Origin of the sequence: Cedecea neteri, from assembly GCF_000758325.1 — a bacterium.
Lineage (GTDB): Bacteria > Pseudomonadota > Gammaproteobacteria > Enterobacterales > Enterobacteriaceae > Cedecea > Cedecea neteri_B.
Window position 1 is genome coordinate 2,684,466 of record NZ_CP009459.1, and the last position, 17,889, is coordinate 2,702,354.

Here is a 17,889-nt window from a genome sequence, read left to right on the forward strand (position 1 = left end):
TACATATTCGTGGCAACCCTACACTAAGCATGTCATCCTGTCGCCAGGATGAACTCTTAAAGCGTAAGCAGTTGTCTTTATTTTGCTTAAACCCTGAGCCAGTACGCTGAACAAAGCGGTGATTTGGTTGTCGGAAAGCAAAACTTTCCATTAAAATGGATAGATTGATTTAAGCACACAAAGGGGGATGTGCTGGTTAATATGAAACATAAAGCAAATATGATGAAAGTGTCCTGGCTTGGCGCTGCGGTAATGTTGTCCCTTTATACCACCTCGGTTTGGGCGTTCACTATCGACGATGTCGCAAAACAGGCGAAAACCTTAGCGGGCAAGAGCTACGAAGCACCGAAAAGCAACCTGCCTTCGCAATTCCGCGAAATGAAATACGCGGACTACCAGCAGATCCAGTTTAATCACGACAAAGCCTACTGGAACAACATCAAGACCCCATTCAAACTCGAGTTCTACCATCAAGGTATGTACTTCGACACGCCGGTAACCATCAACGAAGTGACCGCCACCGCGGTGCACCAGATCAAATACAATCCGGACTATTTTAACTTCGGTGATGTAAAGCACGATAAAGACACCGTAAAAGATCTCGGTTTTGCCGGGTTCAAAGTGCTCTATCCGATCAACAGCAAAGATAAGAACGACGAAATTGTCAGCATGCTCGGAGCGAGTTACTTCCGCGTAATTGGCGCCGGCCAGGTGTATGGCCTGTCTGCCCGCGGACTGGCGATTGATACAGCTTTACCGTCTGGTGAAGAGTTCCCTCGCTTCCGCGAATACTGGATTGAACGTCCGAAACCAACGGATAAAACGTTAACCCTGTATGCACTGCTTGATTCCCCACGAGCGACCGGGGCTTACCGTTTCGTTATCACCCCTGGGCGCGATACCGTGGTGAACGTGCAGTCGAAAGTTTACCTGCGTGACAAAGTGGGCAAGCTGGGCGTTGCGCCGCTGACCAGTATGTTCCTGTTCGGGCCAAATCAGCCGTCACCAACCACCAATTTCCGCCCGGAACTGCATGACTCCAACGGTCTGTCTATTCACGCCGGCAACGGGGAATGGATCTGGCGTCCGCTGAACAACCCGAAACACCTGGCCGTTAGCTCTTACGCTACGGAAAACCCAGTCGGTTTTGGCCTGCTGCAGCGTGGCCGTCAATTCTCTCGCTTTGAAGATTTAGACGATCGTTACGATCAGCGCCCTAGCGCGTGGGTTGCGCCGGTAGGGGATTGGGGTAAAGGCCGCGTAGAGCTGGTTGAAATCCCAACCAACGACGAAACGAATGACAATATCGTTGCTTACTGGACGCCGGATCAACTGCCGGATCCGGGCAAAGAGATGAACTTTAAGTACACCATCACCTTTAGCCGCGACGAAGACAAAATGCATGCGCCGGATAACGCGTATGTATTGCAAACTCGCCGTTCTACCGGGGATGTGAAGCAGTCTAACCTGATCCGCCAGCCGGACGGCACCATTGCGTTTGTGGTGGACTTTACCGGGGCAGAGATGAAAAAACTGCCAGCCGATACGCCGGTCACCGCACAGACCAGCATTGGCGATAACGGTGAAATCGTTGACAGCCAGGTGCGCTATAACCCGGTCAACAAAGGCTGGCGTTTAACGCTGCGCGTGAAGCTGAAAGACGAGAAGAAGACGACGGATATGCGTGCTGCGCTGGTTAACGGCGAGCAAACATTGAGTGAAACCTGGAGCTACCAGCTGCCTGCCAATGAATAAGTCTACTGAATTCTCGCCTGACTACATCGACGCACTCCCGCTTTCTGCCGAGCAGAAGGCGAGTCTGCCTGCATCTGACCTTCAGGCGGTGCATGAGGCGCTCGATGCGCAGCAGCATCATTTTGAACGTGCGGATGATTCACCCCTGGCTTCGGTAAAAGCTCGCCTTGAAGCGAGCTGGCCGGGTTCTCTCGGCGGCGAACAGCTGATTACCGATGACGAAGGGCGCACACAGCTTCAGGCTATGCCGAAAGCGACGCGTGCTTCTATGTTCCCGGACCCGTGGCGAACCAACCCGATTGGCCGCTTCTGGGATCGCCTGCTTGGGCGTGAAACGAAGTCTAAGTTCGCGTCTAAAGAAGAAGAGGCCTCTGAGCAAAAATGGCGTACCGTCGGCACTATCCGCCGCTACATTCTGCTGCTCCTCACGCTGGCCCAAACTGTGGTTGCGACCTGGTACATGAAGACGATCCTTCCCTACCAGGGCTGGGCGCTGATTAACCCGGCGGACATGGGGGGCCAGGATCTGTGGGTCTCCTTCATGCAGTTGCTGCCGTACATTCTGCAAAGCGGCATCCTGATCCTGTTTGCCGTGCTGTTCTGCTGGGTCTCTGCCGGTTTCTGGACCGCGCTGATGGGCTTCCTGCAGTTGCTGATGGGCAAAGACAAATACAGCATTTCTGCGTCAACGGTGGGGGATGAGCCCATCAACCCTGAGCACCGCACCGCGCTTATCATGCCGATCTGTAATGAAGACGTCGATCGCGTGTTTGCCGGCCTGCGTGCGACCTGGGAATCCGTCAAAGCCACCGGGCAGCAGGCACACTTCGACGTGTATATCCTGAGCGACAGCTACAACCCGGATATCTGCGTTGCGGAGCAAAAAGCGTGGATGGAGCTGATTGCGGAAGTGCAGGGCGAAGGGCAGATCTTCTACCGCCGCCGTCGCCGCCGGGTGAAGCGTAAAAGCGGCAACATCGATGACTTCTGCCGTCGCTGGGGTAACCAGTACAGCTACATGGTAGTGCTGGACGCCGACTCAGTAATGAGCGGGGATTGCCTGACTAATCTCGTGCGGCTGATGGAAGCGAACCCGAAGGCCGGTATTATTCAGTCTTCGCCAAAAGCTTCCGGCATGGACACGCTGTATGCGCGCTGCCAGCAGTTCGCTACTCGCGTTTACGGGCCGCTCTTTACGGCAGGCTTGCACTTCTGGCAGTTGGGGGAATCCCACTACTGGGGCCACAACGCCATTATTCGCGTGAAGCCGTTCATTGAACACTGTGCACTGGCGCCGCTGCCGGGTGAAGGTAACTTTGCCGGGTCGATTCTTTCCCATGACTTCGTCGAAGCCGCGCTGATGCGCCGTGCCGGCTGGGGCGTGTGGATTGCTTACGATCTGCCTGGCTCATACGAAGAACTGCCGCCGAACCTGCTGGACGAGCTGAAACGCGACCGCCGCTGGTGCCAGGGTAACCTGATGAACTTCCGCCTGTTCCTGGTGAAAGGGATGCACCCGGTTCACCGTGCGGTGTTCCTGACCGGCGTCATGTCCTACCTGTCTGCCCCGCTATGGTTTATGTTCCTGGCGCTGTCTACCGCGCTGCAGGTTGTCCACGCGCTGACCGAGCCGCAGTACTTCCTCCAGCCCAGACAGCTGTTCCCGGTCTGGCCGCAGTGGCGTCCTGAGCTGGCGATCGCGCTGTTTGCTTCAACCATGGTTCTGCTGTTCCTGCCTAAGTTGCTGAGCATCATTCTTATCTGGTGTAAAGGCTCTAAAGAGTATGGCGGCTTCCTGCGAGTGACCTGTTCACTGCTGCTTGAAGTGCTGTTCTCCGTGCTGCTGGCACCGGTGCGTATGCTGTTCCACACCGTGTTTGTGGTCAGTGCATTCCTGGGTTGGGAAGTGGTCTGGAACTCGCCGCAGCGTGATGATGACTCCACGCCGTGGGGTGAAGCCTTTATGCGCCACGGCTCTCAGCTGCTGCTGGGTCTGGTCTGGGCAGTAGGTATGGCCTGGCTGGATCTGCGCTTCCTGTTCTGGCTGGCACCGATAGTCTTCTCGCTGATCCTGTCGCCGTTCGTTTCCGTGCTTTCAAGCCGGGCGAGCCTCGGCCTGCGTACCAAGCGCTGGAAGCTGTTCCTGATCCCGGAAGAGTATTCCCCACCGCAGGTACTGGTGGACACCGAGAACTATCTGGAGCTGAATCGCAGCCGTACGCTGGACGATGGCTTTATGCACGCGGTGTTTAACCCGTCGTTTAATGCCCTGAGCACGGCGATGGCCACGGCTCGTCACCGTAAGAGTCTGGTGCTGGAGATTGCCCGCGACCGTCACGTTGAGCAGGCGCTGAACGAAACGCCGGACAAACTCAACCGCGACCGCCGCCTGGTCCTGCTCAGCGACCCGATGACCATGTCACGCTTGCATTACCGCGTGTGGGCGAACCCGGAGCGTTACTCCTCCTGGGTGGAGAGCTACAAAAAGCTGCAGCTTAACCCGCTGGCGCTGACGGCAAAGTAAGGCCTTAGCGAAGTGAAAATGCCGCCCACATGGCGGCATTTTTTTGCCTTTTATTCGGCGATGGTTATACTCAGCGCGTCCGAACAGGAGAGCGTGTGTGGGTAGAATAATTGCGGTATTGATGATGGCATTTCTGCTAAGCGGCTGCGGCAGCATTATCAGCCGGACGGTGCCGGGGCAGGGGCACGGAAACCAGTATTACCCTGGCGTGCGCTGGGATGTACGCGAGGGCGCATGGCGCTATATTACCGTGCTCGACCTGCCGTTTTCGCTAATCTTTGACACTTTGCTGTTGCCGATTGATGCCAGCCACGGCCCTTATGAATAACGACTAGCGCTCATCCCACTCGTCTGCCGCCGTGCGACCTTCTTCGGTGTCCAGCGGCGGCTCGAGCTGAAATTCACCTTCGTCCCATTCGTGCAGCGTATTCTCTTCCAGCCACTCCTGGCGCAGTTCAATCTCATCGAAATCACCGTCAAACACGCTTTGCGCCGCTTCCCCACTTAACATCGGCAGGCATTCGCCTTCCTCGCTGTCGTCGGTAAAGAACTCGGCCTGCCACATGATGTCGCCATCCTGCAAAACGTACTTCTGGAAATTGAATTGCTCGACGCTGGCGCTCTCTTCATCCACGCTCGGGTTATCGGCAAGATACTGCTCCCGCGCGGCATCAATGGCTTCTTCCAGGGTTGCATACATGCTCATGGTCATCTCCTTGTGGCAAAGGTCGGGGAGCGGGGGCTCCGTTACGATTTCCAGTTAATTGTTGACGCTGTTGGCAAATCTGCAAGTCGAGATTTATTCCCCCGGAATACGAACTCGTTCGGCAGGCTGGCGCAGCGTCATCCATGAGTAAAGCGCGTTAAACAACACCACGCTGGCGGTGACCAGGAATACGGTGCGGAAGCCGTAGCTGGCGGAAACGGCGGCGCCGAGCAGCGGGCCGGTGACGTTGCCAATATCGCGGAAGGACTGGTTGTAGCTGAAAATACGGCCAGAGATTTGGCTGGAAGAGTTATAGACCAGCAGCGTTTGTACGGCGGGAAGCAGCGCGCCGTCAGCCGCGCCTAATAAGAAGCGTAAGATCCCGAGCTGCCACGGGTTTTGTACCAGCGACATCGGGATGAGCAGTAGAACGGAAATTACCAGCGCGCCAATCAGGATTTTTTCCGGGCCAATGCGATCCCCCAACTTGCCGAGCCTCGGGGCGCTGATTAGCGCCGCTACGCCAGGCACGGAAGCTATCATCCCGCTGATAAACGCCAGATTGCTGACGTTACCGGCGAGATCGCGTACGTAGAGCGTCAGGATCGGCGCGATAGAACCGGTGGCGACCTGGATAATCATCGTGGTGACAAACAGGCTCAGCACCAGGCGGGGATTTTTTAATGAGGTCAGCACCTGGCGGGCGTGGAGCATGTCTTTTTTGGAAACGGGCGTGAAAGACTCTCGAATAAAAAACAGCGTCATCACGAAGCAGATAAACAGCACCAGCGAGGTAATAAAGAACACCGAGCGCAGCCCGTAGCTGTCCGCCATCAGGCCGCCCATCAGCGGGCCTAACAGTGCGCCGCTGACCGCTCCCGTAGACAGCGTGCCGAGCGCCCAGCCGCTTTTATGGCGCGGTATTTGGGTAGCGATCAGCGCGTTGGCATTCGGCACAAACCCACCGAGTAGGCCAAGCAGGGCTCTAAGCGCCAGAAATTGCCAAATGTTTTGCGCGAGGCCCATCAACAGCATGACGACAGACATGCCCAGCGCGGAACGCAGCAGCATAAGTTTTCGGCCTTTGCGGTCGGCAAGCCCGCCCCAGAAAGGGGATGCTATGGCAGAAAACAGGAAGGTAATGCTAAAGACCAGCCCGGACCACATGTTCAACTGGCTGTGGCCAGTGACGCCGAGTTGCTCAACGTAAAGCGGGAGGAAGGGCATGACCAGGCTGAAGGCCGCGCCGGTCAGGAAGCAGCCAACCCAGACGACGGCCAGATTACGCTTCCAGTTGATAGTGCTGTCAGGGGGAGTCATACCGCTCCGAAGTTGCAGGGCCAAAGAGAAGAGAGGGAATTATTACTCTGCTAATTATGCGCCTGTTAGCATTGGGCTGGCAAATCAAAGGGCTTTTTCGATCAAACTTTTGGCAAAAAAAACCGCCTGAAAAGGCGGCTGTCGAGCGTTAGTTGTAGCGGTCTGGCATCCCTTCCGGGCGCGTCTTAAAGCGGCGATGCAGCCACATATACTGCTCCGGTGCCATCAGGATGCACTTCTCGACGATTTTGTTCATCCAGCGTGCCGTTTCCTCGGGGCTTTCAAGCGGTGGATTCAGCTCTGGCTGAATAATCGTCAGCTCGTAGCCTTTACCGCCCGGCAGGCGACGCGGTACAAACGGCACGGCGCAGGCGCCGGAGAGTTTGGCGAGCGTGTAGGTTCCCGTGGTGGTCGCCGCTTGCTCAACGGCGAAGAACGGTACAAACTCGCTGCCTCTCGGGCCGTAATCGTGGTCCGGGGCATACCAGATGATGTCGCCATTTTTCAGCGCGCGGATCATGCCTTTCAGATCTTTACGGTCAATCATGCTCTTATTGGAGCGCATGCGCCCCCAGGTCTGCAGCCAGTCCAGCAGCGGATTATCGTTTGGGCGGTAAACGCCGATGCCTGGCGTTTTAATGCCGAAAATACGGGCGCCCAGCTCCAGCGTCAGGAAGTGAATACCAATCAGCAAAATGCCCTGGCCGGTTTTCTCGATGCCCTTAACGATCTCGACGCCTTCGTAGTGGCACCATTTGTTGATGCGCTTCGTAGACCAGAACCAGGCCATGCCGGTCTCAATCAGCCCCATGCCGACGGACTCGAAGTTGGCGATAACCATCTGCTCGCGTTTTTCCTCGCTCATGTCCGGGAAGCAGAGCTCAAGGTTGCGGTAGGCGATTTTCGCGCGACGTTTCATCAGGCGTTTTGCCAGCCGGCCCAGCCCACAGCCGATGCGATAGAGCACCGGGTAGGGAAGTTGTACCAGCAGGTATAAAAAACCAATGCCAAGCCAGGTGAGCCAATAGCGCGGGTGCAGTAATGCACGAGAGAATTGCGGTAAGTTCGTCATGTAAAACCTTTGTGACGGCAATTGCCGGATCTTCTAATCATTCCATTGTGGCATTTTTTGGCGCAGAGCCAAAATCCGCGGCGTCAGAGTGCCTGATATTTCATCGATTGTTGCCGCAAATACCGTTGAGTGAGCAAAATGTAGCGTAAAACGTGGGGATGTAAATAAGCGTTATTTGCTTTATGATGCAGCCCACTTTTTTCCAACGATTGCGAGCGAACACCATGCCAGTGTTACACAACCGCGTATCGAATGAGGAGCTGCGCGAGCGCATGCTTGCCGAAACCGAGCCGCGCACGACCATTTCATTCTACAAATATTTCACTATCGAAACGCCGCAGGCGACCCGTGATGCGCTGTATCAGCTGTTCCTGAGCCTCAACGTGTTTGGCCGCGTTTATCTGGCACATGAAGGGATCAACGCTCAGATTAGCGTCCCGGAAAGCCGCGTTGATGCCCTCCGTGAAGCAATTTACGCCTTCCACCCGGCCTTAAATAATCTGCGCCTGAATATTGCGCTGGAGGATGACGGTAAATCCTTCTGGGTGCTGCGCATGAAGGTACGCGACCGTATCGTCGCCGACGGTATTGATGACCCTACGTTTGACGCAAGCGACGTGGGGGAATATCTGAAGGCTGCGGAAGTGAATGCGATGCTCGACGATCCAAGCGCGGTATTTATCGATATGCGTAACCACTACGAATATGAAGTGGGGCATTTTGAGGACGCCGTGGAAATTCCGGCCGACACCTTCCGTGAGCAGCTGCCGAAAGCCGTGGATATGATGCAGGATGACAAAGAGAAGAAAATTGTCATGTATTGCACCGGCGGCATTCGCTGTGAAAAAGCCAGCGCCTGGATGAGACATAACGGCTTCAAAAATGTGTATCACATTGAGGGCGGGATCATTGAATATGCGCGCCGCGCGCGTGAACAAGGGTTACCGGTGCGCTTTGTCGGTAAAAACTTTGTTTTCGATGAGCGCATGGGGGAGCGTATTTCTGACGATGTGATCGCCCATTGCCATCAGTGCGGTACGCCGTGCGACAGCCACACCAACTGCAAAAATGACGGCTGCCATCTGCTGTTTATTCAGTGTCCGGCCTGTGCTGAGAAATTCTCTGGCTGCTGCAGTGACGTTTGCCGTGATGAGCTGGCGCTATCTCCAGAGGAACAGCGTCGCCGCCGGGCGGGCCGCGAAAACGGGAATAAGATCTTTAATAAATCTCGTGGGATGCTGAATACCACGCTGGGTATTCCTGACCCCGAGAAGTAATAAAATTCCCCCGGTTCGCCGGGGGAGTATTTTTACTGCCGCACGCCTTCGACAGAAATGATCAGGTCAACGTCCTGAGAAGCTGGTCCCAGATCCTGAGTAATATTGAAGTCCTTCAGCTTAATTTTACCTTCGGCCTCAAAACCCGCGCGCACGCCGCCCCACGGATCGTTACCCTGACCAATCAGCTTAGCCTTCAGCGTGACCGGCTTTGTCACACCGTTCAGCGTCAAATTACCTGTAATATCTAAAGCTTCACCGTCTTTTTTCACTTCCGTTGAGGCGAAGGTTGCCTGCGGGAACTTAGTCACGTTGAGGAACTCTGCGCTACGCAGGTGTTTGTCACGTTCAGCATGGTTGGTATCCACGCTGGTGGTGTTGATGGTGACGTTGACTTTATCTGCCGCAGGGTTTTTCTCATCGAAGGTAAAGCTGCCGTCAAAATCACGGAAGGTGCCGTACAGCCAGCTATAACCGAGGTGTTGAATGCGGAAGTTTACAAACGCATGCTGACCCTGTTTATCAATTTTATAGTCAGCGGCGACGGCAGAGCCGGTGGTGAATAACAGAGCGCCTAAGGTGGCTCCCAGCAGGATTTTCTTCATTGTCTTACTCTCCATAGTTAACGAGATGCTTTCCCCAGCATGCGCTTGAGGGTGGCATCTTTATCTAGAAAATGGTGCTTTAAGGCCGCGAGGGCGTGTAGTACGGAAACAATCACCACGGTCCACGCCAGCCAGAGATGAACTGTCCCGGCAAGGTCGGCCTGGGCCCCGAAGTCAGTCAGCGTGGCGGGCACGTCAAACCAGCCAAAAACGCTAATAGGTTTGCCATCAGCCGTTGAAATCAGATACCCGCTCAGCAAAATGGCGAACAATAGTGCATACAGCAAAATATGTGCAATAAGCGCGCTGATGCGCGTCAGGCGTGAATAGCTTTTTAACGGTGGCGGTGGCGGCGATATAAAGCGCCAGAGAATACGAATCACCAGAGCAGACATTAGCAAGATGCCGATGCTCTTATGAATTTCCGGGGCTTTATGGTACCAGACGTCGTAATAGCCCAGCGTCACCATCCACAGTCCGAGTGCAAACATGCCGTAAACCGTGGCGGCAACCAGCCAGTGAAGCAGAACCGAAAAATGTCCATAGCGTTCGGATGAGTTTCGCCATTGCATATTTATGCGTCCATGTATTTTCTAAAGAAGCTAAAACATAGGCGTTCCGTTAACAGTAGATCAACATAAATATTCTTATTTCGATATATATTTATTGTATGTCTGTTTTTTTGAATAACACTCGCGGCAGGCGTTCAGTAGAGTCGAATGAATATAATTTTTTTTGATTGAGAAAAGTATTTATTGGCGGTTAATTATTTGCCATGAAACTATATTTAATTAATTTTACGTCAATAATTGTCAATATAACATGCATCTGAATAATCAAAAGAAATAGATATAAGCCAGATCGAGAAGCGCAAGCATTGCCCAGAGAAAAAGATACAGAATAAAGTGTTCGCGAATATTGTTGGTTAAAAACTGAATAAAGCGAATCATGATGGCCCCGGGTAAAAGTGGCGGAAATGCCCGCCACTCGGGGATTCTACGCCGTTTTGAAGCGAGAAAGTACAAACGGGGATAAATCAAAGGCAGGTTTTTGACCCAAAGCAAACTGGCAGGCAATTTCGCCTAAAACGGAGGCGAATTTGAACCCGTGTCCGCTCAGCCCGGTAATGATCAGGGTGTTGTCATGGCCGGGGAGGGTATCAATGATGAAATCTTCATCCGGCGAATTGTCATAGGTGCAGGCTTTACCGTGCAGGCAGCAGCCGATGCCGGGTAAAAATTCGCGCAGGAAGGGAAAAACTTCAGACCCATCGCTGGCGACTGCGCCAAAGGGCTTACGCTGCTCGGGGGAGTCAATCAGCTGCCCGCCGTTGTGCTTGCCCAGCTTCAGCTCGTTGTCTTCTGCCGGGAAGCCGTAATACTGATCGCCGTTGGGTGTTTCTGCGGTAAACGCCGGGAATTTGTTGTTCTCGCTGTAGCGCCCATCTGCCTGGTGCCAGGCAAAGATTTTGCGAACCGACGCGACAGGCAGGTCCGGCAGCAGTTTGGTGACCCAGGTTCCCGCGCTGACCAGCAGCTTGCTCCCGTGATATTCACCTTCTTCAGTCACGACTGTGACTCCTTCGTCACCGTGGCGGATCGCCGTCACCTTGCAGTTAAATAGCTGAGCGCTGCCGCCTTGTTTAGCAAGGTTGATGTAGGTTTCGATGGCTAGCTCGCTTTTCAGCACGCCTGAGTCCGTCTCAAACAGGCCGACGTAGTTTTCTGGCACAGCAATCTCCGGCCAGCGGGCGGCAATTGCGGCGGCGTCCAGCGTTTCAACCGGCAGGGAAAACTTCTCTGCGCTGGAGGCGACATTGCGAATAAATGGCGACTCAGCCGGCCCCAGGTTAATGACTCCGGTGCGGTGAAAGAGCTTCTCTCCGCTGGCTTCCGCCAGGGCATCCCACAGTTTTTGTGCTCGCAGGACCAACGGAACATATTTTTCACCTTCGCCATAGGCATGGCGCATCAGGCGCGTATCGCCGTGATGGCTGCCCTGATCGTGAGGTGGGTGGCCGCTGTCGATCATCAGGACCTTCAGGCCCGAGTGTGTGGCATAGCAGCCTGCGGCGGCACCGACGGAGCCGCTGCCGACAATGATCAGGTCGTAGTTCATAAGCTTTTCTCTGTGGAAAATTATCTGTAGCAGGGTAATTAATTCACCGGAACGATGCAATTGACGGTGACGCTTAAAATAAGAAAGGCACCCGGTTGGGTGCCTGTGGCCATTGTTAAGCACGTGTCGTCAATGCTTGCGATAATCGCTTTCCTGGTAATCACTGGATTCAATTTTGGCTATCCCGGCCTCAAGGATGGAAATAAATTGCCGGGCGACATCGGTGGTCAGCCAGAGGGTCTGACCGATTTCGGTTTCATCGTGCTTCTGATTATTGGATGTCAGGTAATGCAGGCGCAGCATCATGGCGTCGTAGCTGTCGACGGTGCTGATATCCCATCCGACGAGGGGATGAGTCTGAATAACATCACTATTTTTTTCCATCATAACCCCTTTTATACGTGTTTAAGACAACGGCTAGTGAGGTTCATGCGTGATTTATCGTGAAGCGACTTAAGTATATCAATACTCTCGCGGTTATGGGGATGAAATAATTACCTGGTAACACTTTTTCCACATTATTCAGCAAAAACGAACAATAAATCGACAATCTATTTTGAGGTATTGGAGGAGAAAGGAAAGATATGTGTTGTGAAGTTTAAAAAATAAGCAAGGGCGGGAAATAAAAAAACCGGATGGCGACACCCGGCAAAAAGTACCAACATACTTGAGGGTATTAGTCGGCAGAGAACCAATCGTCAGCGCTTTCCCAGGTTTCCTGGAGGATCTCGCTGATTCGCGTTTTGTCTTCTTTGGCACCACCCAGCACGGAGAGGTTATTACCGGAGGCATAACGTACCTGCACTTCGCTGCTGGTGTCGGGAAAATGTTGATTGATACGGCGGGAAAGCTCACTGGCAAGGGCGTCGATAGCCCCGGCTGGCAATGGTGTGGTTTTGGCTATAGTGACTTCAATACGCATAACGACCCCCTGTACAATATACTGGATATTTATACAGGCTTAATTTCCAGTAAGCAACAGGGGGCGTTTAAAAATTTAGCCTTTAACGGACCAGAGCACGTCTTCACCCGCCAGGAACGGCACGATGCTGTCGTCGCCGGCTTCAATCAGCTCCGGCATTTTCTCAGCGACGCGCACCAGCTCGATGTGATCTTCATTGACCGGCAGGCCGTAGAAGCGCGGGCCGTTTAGCGAAGCGAAGGCTTCAAAATGCTGCAGCGCGTTCATTTCTTCAAATACCGTCGCATAGGCACCCAGCGCGGAAGGCGCGTTAAAGCAGCCGGCGCAGCCACAGCTGGCTTCTTTGCGGTGACGGGCATGTGGGGCAGAGTCGGTGCCGAGGAACACGCGATCGCAGCCGCTGGCGACCAGCTCGCGCAGGGCTTCCTGGTGGACGCTACGTTTCAGGATCGGCAGGCAGTACAGATGCGGACGAATCCCGCCCACCAGCATGTGGTTGCGGTTAAACATCAGGTGCTGGGGCGTGATAGTCGCGCCAATCAGTGAGTTGCCTTCTTTCACATACTGGGCGGCATCTTTGGTGGTGATGTGTTCAAACACCACTTTCAGCTCAGGTAACTGGCGACGCAGTGGCTCCATGACGGTTTCAATAAAGCGCGCTTCGCGATCGAAAATATCGATATCAGCATGGGTGACTTCGCCGTGCACCAGCAGCGGCATGCCAATTTTCTGCATACGTTCAAGCACCGGCAGAATGGCTGCGGTGCTGGTTACGCCGTGAGCGGAGTTGGTTGTGGCGTTCGCCGGGTAAAGCTTGGCGGCGGTAAACACGCCTTGATTGAACCCGCGTTCGATTTCGTTGGGATCCAGCGTGTCGGTCAGGTAGCAGGTCATCAGTGGCTCGAACTTTTGCCCGGCCGGAACCGCATCAAGAATGCGCTGGCGATAAGCGATAGCGGCTTCCACGCTGGTCACTGGGGGCACAAGATTGGGCATGACAATCGCACGGCCATAGGTCTGGCTGGTGTAAGGCACCACGGTTTTCAGCATCTCACCGTCACGAAGGTGAATATGCCAGTCATCTGGGCGGCGGATTTTTAATACCTGAGGTAATGCGGTCATCAATGTGCTCCGGCGTGAGAGGGAAAACAGTCATCAAGGGCTGGTTTTATGCCGGGCACTAAGGATAAGGGGAAACGTTATCGTTTGCACCCCTTATGTTGCTCATGTTGCACAAAACCCTCAGAGCGCATGAACGGCTCTGAGGGGCAGGGGCTATTCCGTTAACGGAATGATTATCTCACCGGGTTTTACTTCAATGCCTTTGGCATATTTCTTCGCCAGCGACTCGCCCGTGCTGCGATCTTCACTCAGGATATAAGCAGGCTGTTGATTGAAGTAGCTGCGCAGGGATTGGTTAAGGTATGGGATCATGGTCTGCAGCACAGTCTGCATTTTTTGCGGCTCGACCTGAGCGTCAACCACCTCCATTTCCTGCAGGTAGATGGCGCCTTGCTCTTTATTGAATACCGGCAGCGCTTTCAGTTTGAGCTTCAGGACGGCTTTCTGGTTACCAAACAGCGACGTCATGTCGAGATTGGCGTCACCGGTCAGGGTAATTTTATTCGGCTCTTCCCGTCCAATCTGGCTGACTAAATGGGTTAACACCACATGGGCTTCAGCCACGCCGGGCAGGCCAATATCCTTCGAGAAGTTATTGTGTTTTTCCAGCGACTGGTTGATTTCCTGTTCGCTCACGCTGTACTGCGTTAACTGGTTGCATCCTGAGAGCAGGCCGCTAAGCATCAATGCTGCGGCAAAAACAATCTTCTTCATAGGCTTCCTCAAAATAGCGGCTCCAATGCCGTGCCTTGCGTTAATCAGCATAATGCGGCACGGCGTTAGCGGCTACCGGAAAAAGATGAAAGGGGGATTTACCCCTGACCACCCGGCTCGAACATTGTCGGTTCAACCGGTTTGAGGCTGAATTGCCACCACAGCGCAGCAAGGGTAATACAGCCGATAATGCCGAGCATGGCCCACGGTAATTCCGGCTGCTGCAGGGCTTTCCCTGCGTCAAACAGCCAGCCGCCGCCGGTGTAACCCAGCGCGCCGCCCAGCGACAGGCCCAAACGGCTGAACCCCATGTAGCTGCCGCGCGCGCGGGCATCCGCCAGCGAGGCGCTAAGCGTTTCTCGCGCAGGCTCTGCGATGATTGAGCCAATGTAGAAGGTACAAATCAAGGCGAAAAGCTGCTGTAAGTTGGACGCCAGGCCAATAGGCATCAGGCTCACCGTCATCAGCACCAGGCCTGCCATTAAGCGCTGCTCCAGGCGGAAGCGCCTTTCACTCCAGCGGGCGATAGGGTAGAGCAGCGTCAGGGAAAGCGCGGCTTCAATGGCGTACATCCATTTTACCGCCGACGCTGTACCGGCAATGTCGTTGACCATCAGCGGCAGCATCAGCATGACCTGCACCGCCAGCATGTAATAGCCGGTGAGCGTCAGGACGTAGGTAATAAAGCGTTTATCGCGGAACACGCGGCCCATGCCTTCGCGCATCGGGGTGCGAATCGTTGAAAGCTTATAGGCGGGCAGCAGCCAGGCGTTAAGCGCCGCGCACAGGACAAACATTACGGCACCGACGGCGCACACCAGTCGGAAGTCGTACTGCAATAGCCAGCTACCCAGCAGAGCGCCGATCACCGCGCCCGCGCTGTCCTGCATCATCAGGATTGAGAAGAAGCGGCCGCGGTGCTGAGGGCGAACCAGTTTGACGACCAGCGCCGAGCGGGGGGGATCAAACAGCGTTCCGCCAATGGCGGAGAGCAGGCAGGAAAGCCATAGCATCCAGGGTTCCGTGGCGATGCCCATGGTGGCAAACCCTGCAGCCCGCAGCAGCATGCCGGTGACAATCATCGGTTTAGCACCCAGTCTGTCGGCAATGGCGCCGCCGAAGACGCCGAGCCCCTGCTGGATAAACTGACGTAGACCCAGGGCAATCCCGACCATCAAAGCGGCCCAGCCCAACTGGTCAACGAAGCGAATGGAAATCAAAGGGAAGACAACGAAAAAGCCTAATACCACTAACATGTTATCAAGCAGCAGGAAATATTTACCCAGGCTCCTTGCCTGCGCCACCCGCGACATCTCCCCTCCAGGGAACTTAATTCAACGCGACAAGTACTTATTCTCGCTTGCCATTCGGGCTTTTAATACCTGATGCAGGACAATATTTTTTTATCGTGCAACGAGTTTGATTCATGGCTTTCATCGAAAAAAGTGATGTCGCTTCATGTTGTTGTTTTCACACGGCGGTCAGGCACAGGTATAGTAACAGGATGAGCCCCGTCAACCGGGATGAAGGAGTGGAATAAACATGTTTGGCTACCGCAGTAACGCCACCAAAAATTCGCCTGGTGACTGACCGTCTGGTGGTGCGTCTGGTTCATGAGCGAGATGCCTGGCGCCTGGCGGATTACTACACGGAAAATCGCCTGTTTCTGAAGCCCTGGGAACCCGTTCGGGATGAGAGCTACTGTTATCCGTCGGGCTGGCAGGCAAGGCTGGGTATGATAAGCGAAATGCACAAGCAGGGCAGTGCTTACTACTTCGCGCTGCTCGATCCGGAAGAAAAAGAAGTTATCGGCGTCGCCAACTTCTCCAATGTGGTCCGAGGTTCTTTCCATGCCTGTTATCTCGGGTACTCCATCGCTGAAAAGTGGCAGGGGCAGGGGCTAATGTACGAGGCGTTGACCAGCGCCATTCGCTATATGCAACGCAGCCAGAATGTTCATCGCATTATGGCCAACTATATGCCGCATAATCAGCGCAGCGGCGACCTTCTGACGCGCCTGGGCTTCGAAAAAGAAGGCTACGCAAAGGATTATTTGCTGATTGACGGCGTATGGCGGGATCACGTTCTCACCGCGCTGGTTAATCAAGACTGGACCCCAGGTCGTGGAGTGTAAAAGATGAAATATCAGTTAACGGCGATTGAAGCCCGCGTTATCGGCAGCCTGCTGGAAAAACAGCTCACTACGCCAGAGCAATATCCGATGTCGGTCAACGGCGTGGTGACCGCCTGTAATCAGAAAACAAACCGTGAACCGGTGATGGATCTGAAAGAGCATGAAGTTCAGGACACGCTGGACGGGCTGGTCAAAGGCCATTATTTGCGAACCGTCAGCGGGTTTGGCAACCGCGTGACGAAATACGAGCAGCGCTTTTGCAACTCCGAGTTTGGTAATTTAAAGCTAACGCCAGCGGAAGTGGCTGTGGTCACGACTTTGCTGCTGCGCGGGGCGCAAACGCCGGGTGAGTTGCGCAGTCGCGCCGGGAGAATGTTTGAGTTCACCGATATGGCGCAGGTAGAGGCGACGCTGGAAGGGCTGGCTGGCCGTGAGGAAGGGCCGTTTGTCGTGCGTCTGCCGCGTGAGCCGGGTAAGCGTGAAAGCCGCTATATGCATCTTTTCAGCGGTGAGGTTGAGGCGTCTGCGTCCCCGGAGCAAAACGCCAGCCCGGTTGCAGACGAACTCAGCGCGCGCGTGGACGCGCTGGAAACTGAAGTCGCCGACCTTAAACAGCGTCTGGATTCCTTGTTGGCACATCTGGGAGATTAATGATGACGAAATTACGTATTGGCGTCGTGGGGCTGGGCGGGATCGCGCAGAAAGCCTGGCTTCCGGTGCTAGGGGCATCCGGTGACTGGTCGCTGGTGGGCGCATTTTCACCGACCAAAGCGAAAGCGCTGCCGGTGTGTGAAACCTGGCGCATTCCTTATGTTGATTCGCTCAGCAACCTGGCTGCGCAGTGCGATGCTGTTTTCGTGCATAGCGCCACCAGCTCCCACTACGCGGTGGTGAATGAATTGCTCAATGCGGGCGTCAGCGTCTGCGTGGATAAGCCGCTGGCGGAAAACCTGGCCGACGCCGAAAAGCTGGTGGAACTTGCCGAGCGCAAAAAACGTACCCTGATGGTGGGCTTTAACCGCCGTTTTGCCCCGCGCTATCAGCAGCTAAAGGCAAAGCTGTCTGCCGGGGCATCCTTGCGGATGGATAAACACCGCAGCGACAGCGTCGGCCCGGGCGATCTGCGCTTCACGCTGCTTGATGACTATCTTCACGTCGTGGATACCGCGCTCTGGCTTGGAGGCGGTACAGCTCAGCTGCAAAGCGGGACGTTGCAAACCAACGAATCAGGGCAAATGCTGTACGCTGAACACCATTTCAGCCAGGGCAACCTGAGCGTGACCACCAGTATGCATCGTCGTGCCGGAAGCCAGCGAGAGTGGGTGCAGGCGGTGACTGACGGCGGGCTGTATGAAGTGACCGACATGCGTCAGTGGCGGGAAGAATGCGGCGCTGGCGTGGTGGATCAGCCTATTCCGGGGTGGCAGACTACGCTGGAACAACGAGGCTTTGCGGGCTGTGCGCGTCACTTTATCGACTGCGTGGCGAATCAAACGGTGCCGGAAACCTCCGGCGAGCAGGCACTACTGGCGCAACGTGTCGTCGAGAAGCTCTGGCGCGAGGCAATTAGCGAATAAGCTGTAACATATCGCGGTAGCAATTCAGCGCCGTATCGGTAGA

Annotated in this window: 18 protein-coding genes and 1 pseudogene; 7 read left to right on the forward strand and 12 right to left on the reverse strand. The window is 54.7% G+C overall.

Annotated elements, in window-relative coordinates:
* The first annotated feature begins 219 nt into the window (after positions 1-219).
* From mdoG to LH86_RS12640, 3 genes are all read left to right on the forward strand, one after another.
* The gene (gene mdoG / locus LH86_RS12630) at positions 220-1,755 is read left to right on the forward strand and encodes a glucans biosynthesis protein MdoG (RefSeq protein ID WP_156107068.1); all 1,536 of its coding nucleotides are present in this window, start codon (positions 220-222) and stop codon (positions 1,753-1,755) included.
* On the forward strand, positions 1,748-4,279 hold the full coding sequence (mdoH, locus tag LH86_RS12635) for a glucans biosynthesis glucosyltransferase MdoH (protein ID WP_039301805.1): 2,532 nt from the start codon (positions 1,748-1,750) through the stop codon (positions 4,277-4,279). The genes mdoG and mdoH overlap by 8 nt, the downstream gene beginning before the upstream one ends.
* A gap of 106 nt (positions 4,280-4,385) precedes the next feature.
* Positions 4,386-4,607: a YceK/YidQ family lipoprotein gene (locus LH86_RS12640; RefSeq protein ID WP_409450381.1), complete on the forward strand. Its 222-nt coding sequence runs from the start codon at positions 4,386-4,388 to the stop codon at positions 4,605-4,607.
* Between the two features lie 3 nt (positions 4,608-4,610).
* On the opposite strand, the gene LH86_RS12645 is transcribed toward LH86_RS12640, so the two are convergent.
* The 3 genes from LH86_RS12645 to LH86_RS12655 form a co-directional block, all read right to left on the reverse strand.
* Entirely contained in the window at positions 4,611-4,985 is a 375-nt protein-coding gene (locus LH86_RS12645; RefSeq protein WP_008453535.1) for a MysB family protein, read from the reverse strand.
* A 93-nt stretch (positions 4,986-5,078) separates the two neighbouring features.
* Positions 5,079-6,305: a multidrug efflux MFS transporter MdtG gene (gene mdtG / locus LH86_RS12650; RefSeq protein WP_039301807.1), complete on the reverse strand. Its 1,227-nt coding sequence runs from the start codon at positions 6,303-6,305 to the stop codon at positions 5,079-5,081.
* A 148-nt stretch (positions 6,306-6,453) separates the two neighbouring features.
* A complete protein-coding gene (locus tag LH86_RS12655) occupies positions 6,454-7,377 on the reverse strand; it encodes a Kdo(2)-lipid IV(A) acyltransferase (RefSeq protein ID WP_039301810.1) in 924 nt (307 codons plus the stop codon).
* A 224-nt stretch (positions 7,378-7,601) separates the two neighbouring features.
* On the opposite strand from LH86_RS12655, the gene LH86_RS12660 reads away from it, so the two are divergent.
* Positions 7,602-8,654, forward strand: a complete 1,053-nt coding sequence (locus tag LH86_RS12660) for a rhodanese-related sulfurtransferase (protein WP_039301814.1) — start codon at positions 7,602-7,604, stop codon at positions 8,652-8,654.
* 32 nt (positions 8,655-8,686) lie between these two features.
* Here LH86_RS12660 and LH86_RS12665 read toward each other — a convergent pair whose 3' ends face one another.
* From LH86_RS12665 to mdtH, 9 genes are all read right to left on the reverse strand, one after another.
* The gene (locus tag LH86_RS12665) at positions 8,687-9,259 is read right to left on the reverse strand and encodes a YceI family protein (RefSeq protein ID WP_039301820.1); all 573 of its coding nucleotides are present in this window, start codon (positions 9,257-9,259) and stop codon (positions 8,687-8,689) included.
* Between the two features lie 17 nt (positions 9,260-9,276).
* On the reverse strand, positions 9,277-9,831 hold the full coding sequence (locus LH86_RS12670) for a cytochrome b (protein WP_039301822.1): 555 nt from the start codon (positions 9,829-9,831) through the stop codon (positions 9,277-9,279).
* A gap of 264 nt (positions 9,832-10,095) precedes the next feature.
* Positions 10,096-10,209, reverse strand: a complete 114-nt coding sequence (locus LH86_RS22100) for a DUF2770 family protein (protein ID WP_071842723.1) — start codon at positions 10,207-10,209, stop codon at positions 10,096-10,098.
* Positions 10,210-10,255: 46 nt separating this feature from the next.
* A complete protein-coding gene (solA, locus tag LH86_RS12675; protein WP_039301823.1) occupies positions 10,256-11,377 on the reverse strand; it encodes an N-methyl-L-tryptophan oxidase in 1,122 nt (373 codons plus the stop codon).
* Positions 11,378-11,506: 129 nt separating this feature from the next.
* Complete coding sequence (bssS, locus tag LH86_RS12680) at positions 11,507-11,761, reverse strand: biofilm formation regulator BssS (protein ID WP_008453527.1); 255 nt, start codon at positions 11,759-11,761, stop codon at positions 11,507-11,509.
* 292 nt (positions 11,762-12,053) lie between these two features.
* The gene (dinI, locus tag LH86_RS22720) at positions 12,054-12,299 is read right to left on the reverse strand and encodes a DNA damage-inducible protein I (RefSeq protein ID WP_008453524.1); all 246 of its coding nucleotides are present in this window, start codon (positions 12,297-12,299) and stop codon (positions 12,054-12,056) included.
* A gap of 75 nt (positions 12,300-12,374) precedes the next feature.
* On the reverse strand, positions 12,375-13,421 hold the full coding sequence (gene pyrC, locus LH86_RS12690; RefSeq protein ID WP_039301824.1) for a dihydroorotase: 1,047 nt from the start codon (positions 13,419-13,421) through the stop codon (positions 12,375-12,377).
* A 153-nt stretch (positions 13,422-13,574) separates the two neighbouring features.
* Positions 13,575-14,135: a lipoprotein gene (locus LH86_RS12695; RefSeq protein ID WP_039301825.1), complete on the reverse strand. Its 561-nt coding sequence runs from the start codon at positions 14,133-14,135 to the stop codon at positions 13,575-13,577.
* Between the two features lie 98 nt (positions 14,136-14,233).
* Complete coding sequence (mdtH, locus tag LH86_RS12700; protein WP_039301826.1) at positions 14,234-15,448, reverse strand: multidrug efflux MFS transporter MdtH; 1,215 nt, start codon at positions 15,446-15,448, stop codon at positions 14,234-14,236.
* 229 nt (positions 15,449-15,677) lie between these two features.
* On the opposite strand from mdtH, the pseudogene rimJ reads away from it, so the two are divergent.
* The 3 genes and pseudogenes from rimJ (at position 15,678) to LH86_RS12715 (ending at position 17,846) form a co-directional block, all read left to right on the forward strand.
* Positions 15,678-16,269, forward strand: a pseudogene (gene rimJ / locus LH86_RS12705) (ribosomal protein S5-alanine N-acetyltransferase).
* Positions 16,270-16,272: 3 nt separating this feature from the next.
* Positions 16,273-16,920 (forward strand): YceH family protein, encoded by a 648-nt coding sequence (locus tag LH86_RS12710; RefSeq protein ID WP_039301827.1) that lies wholly within the window; start codon positions 16,273-16,275, stop codon positions 16,918-16,920.
* A gap of 2 nt (positions 16,921-16,922) precedes the next feature.
* Positions 16,923-17,846 (forward strand): Gfo/Idh/MocA family protein, encoded by a 924-nt coding sequence (locus LH86_RS12715; protein ID WP_039306158.1) that lies wholly within the window; start codon positions 16,923-16,925, stop codon positions 17,844-17,846.
* Positions 17,847-17,889 lie beyond the last annotated feature (43 nt).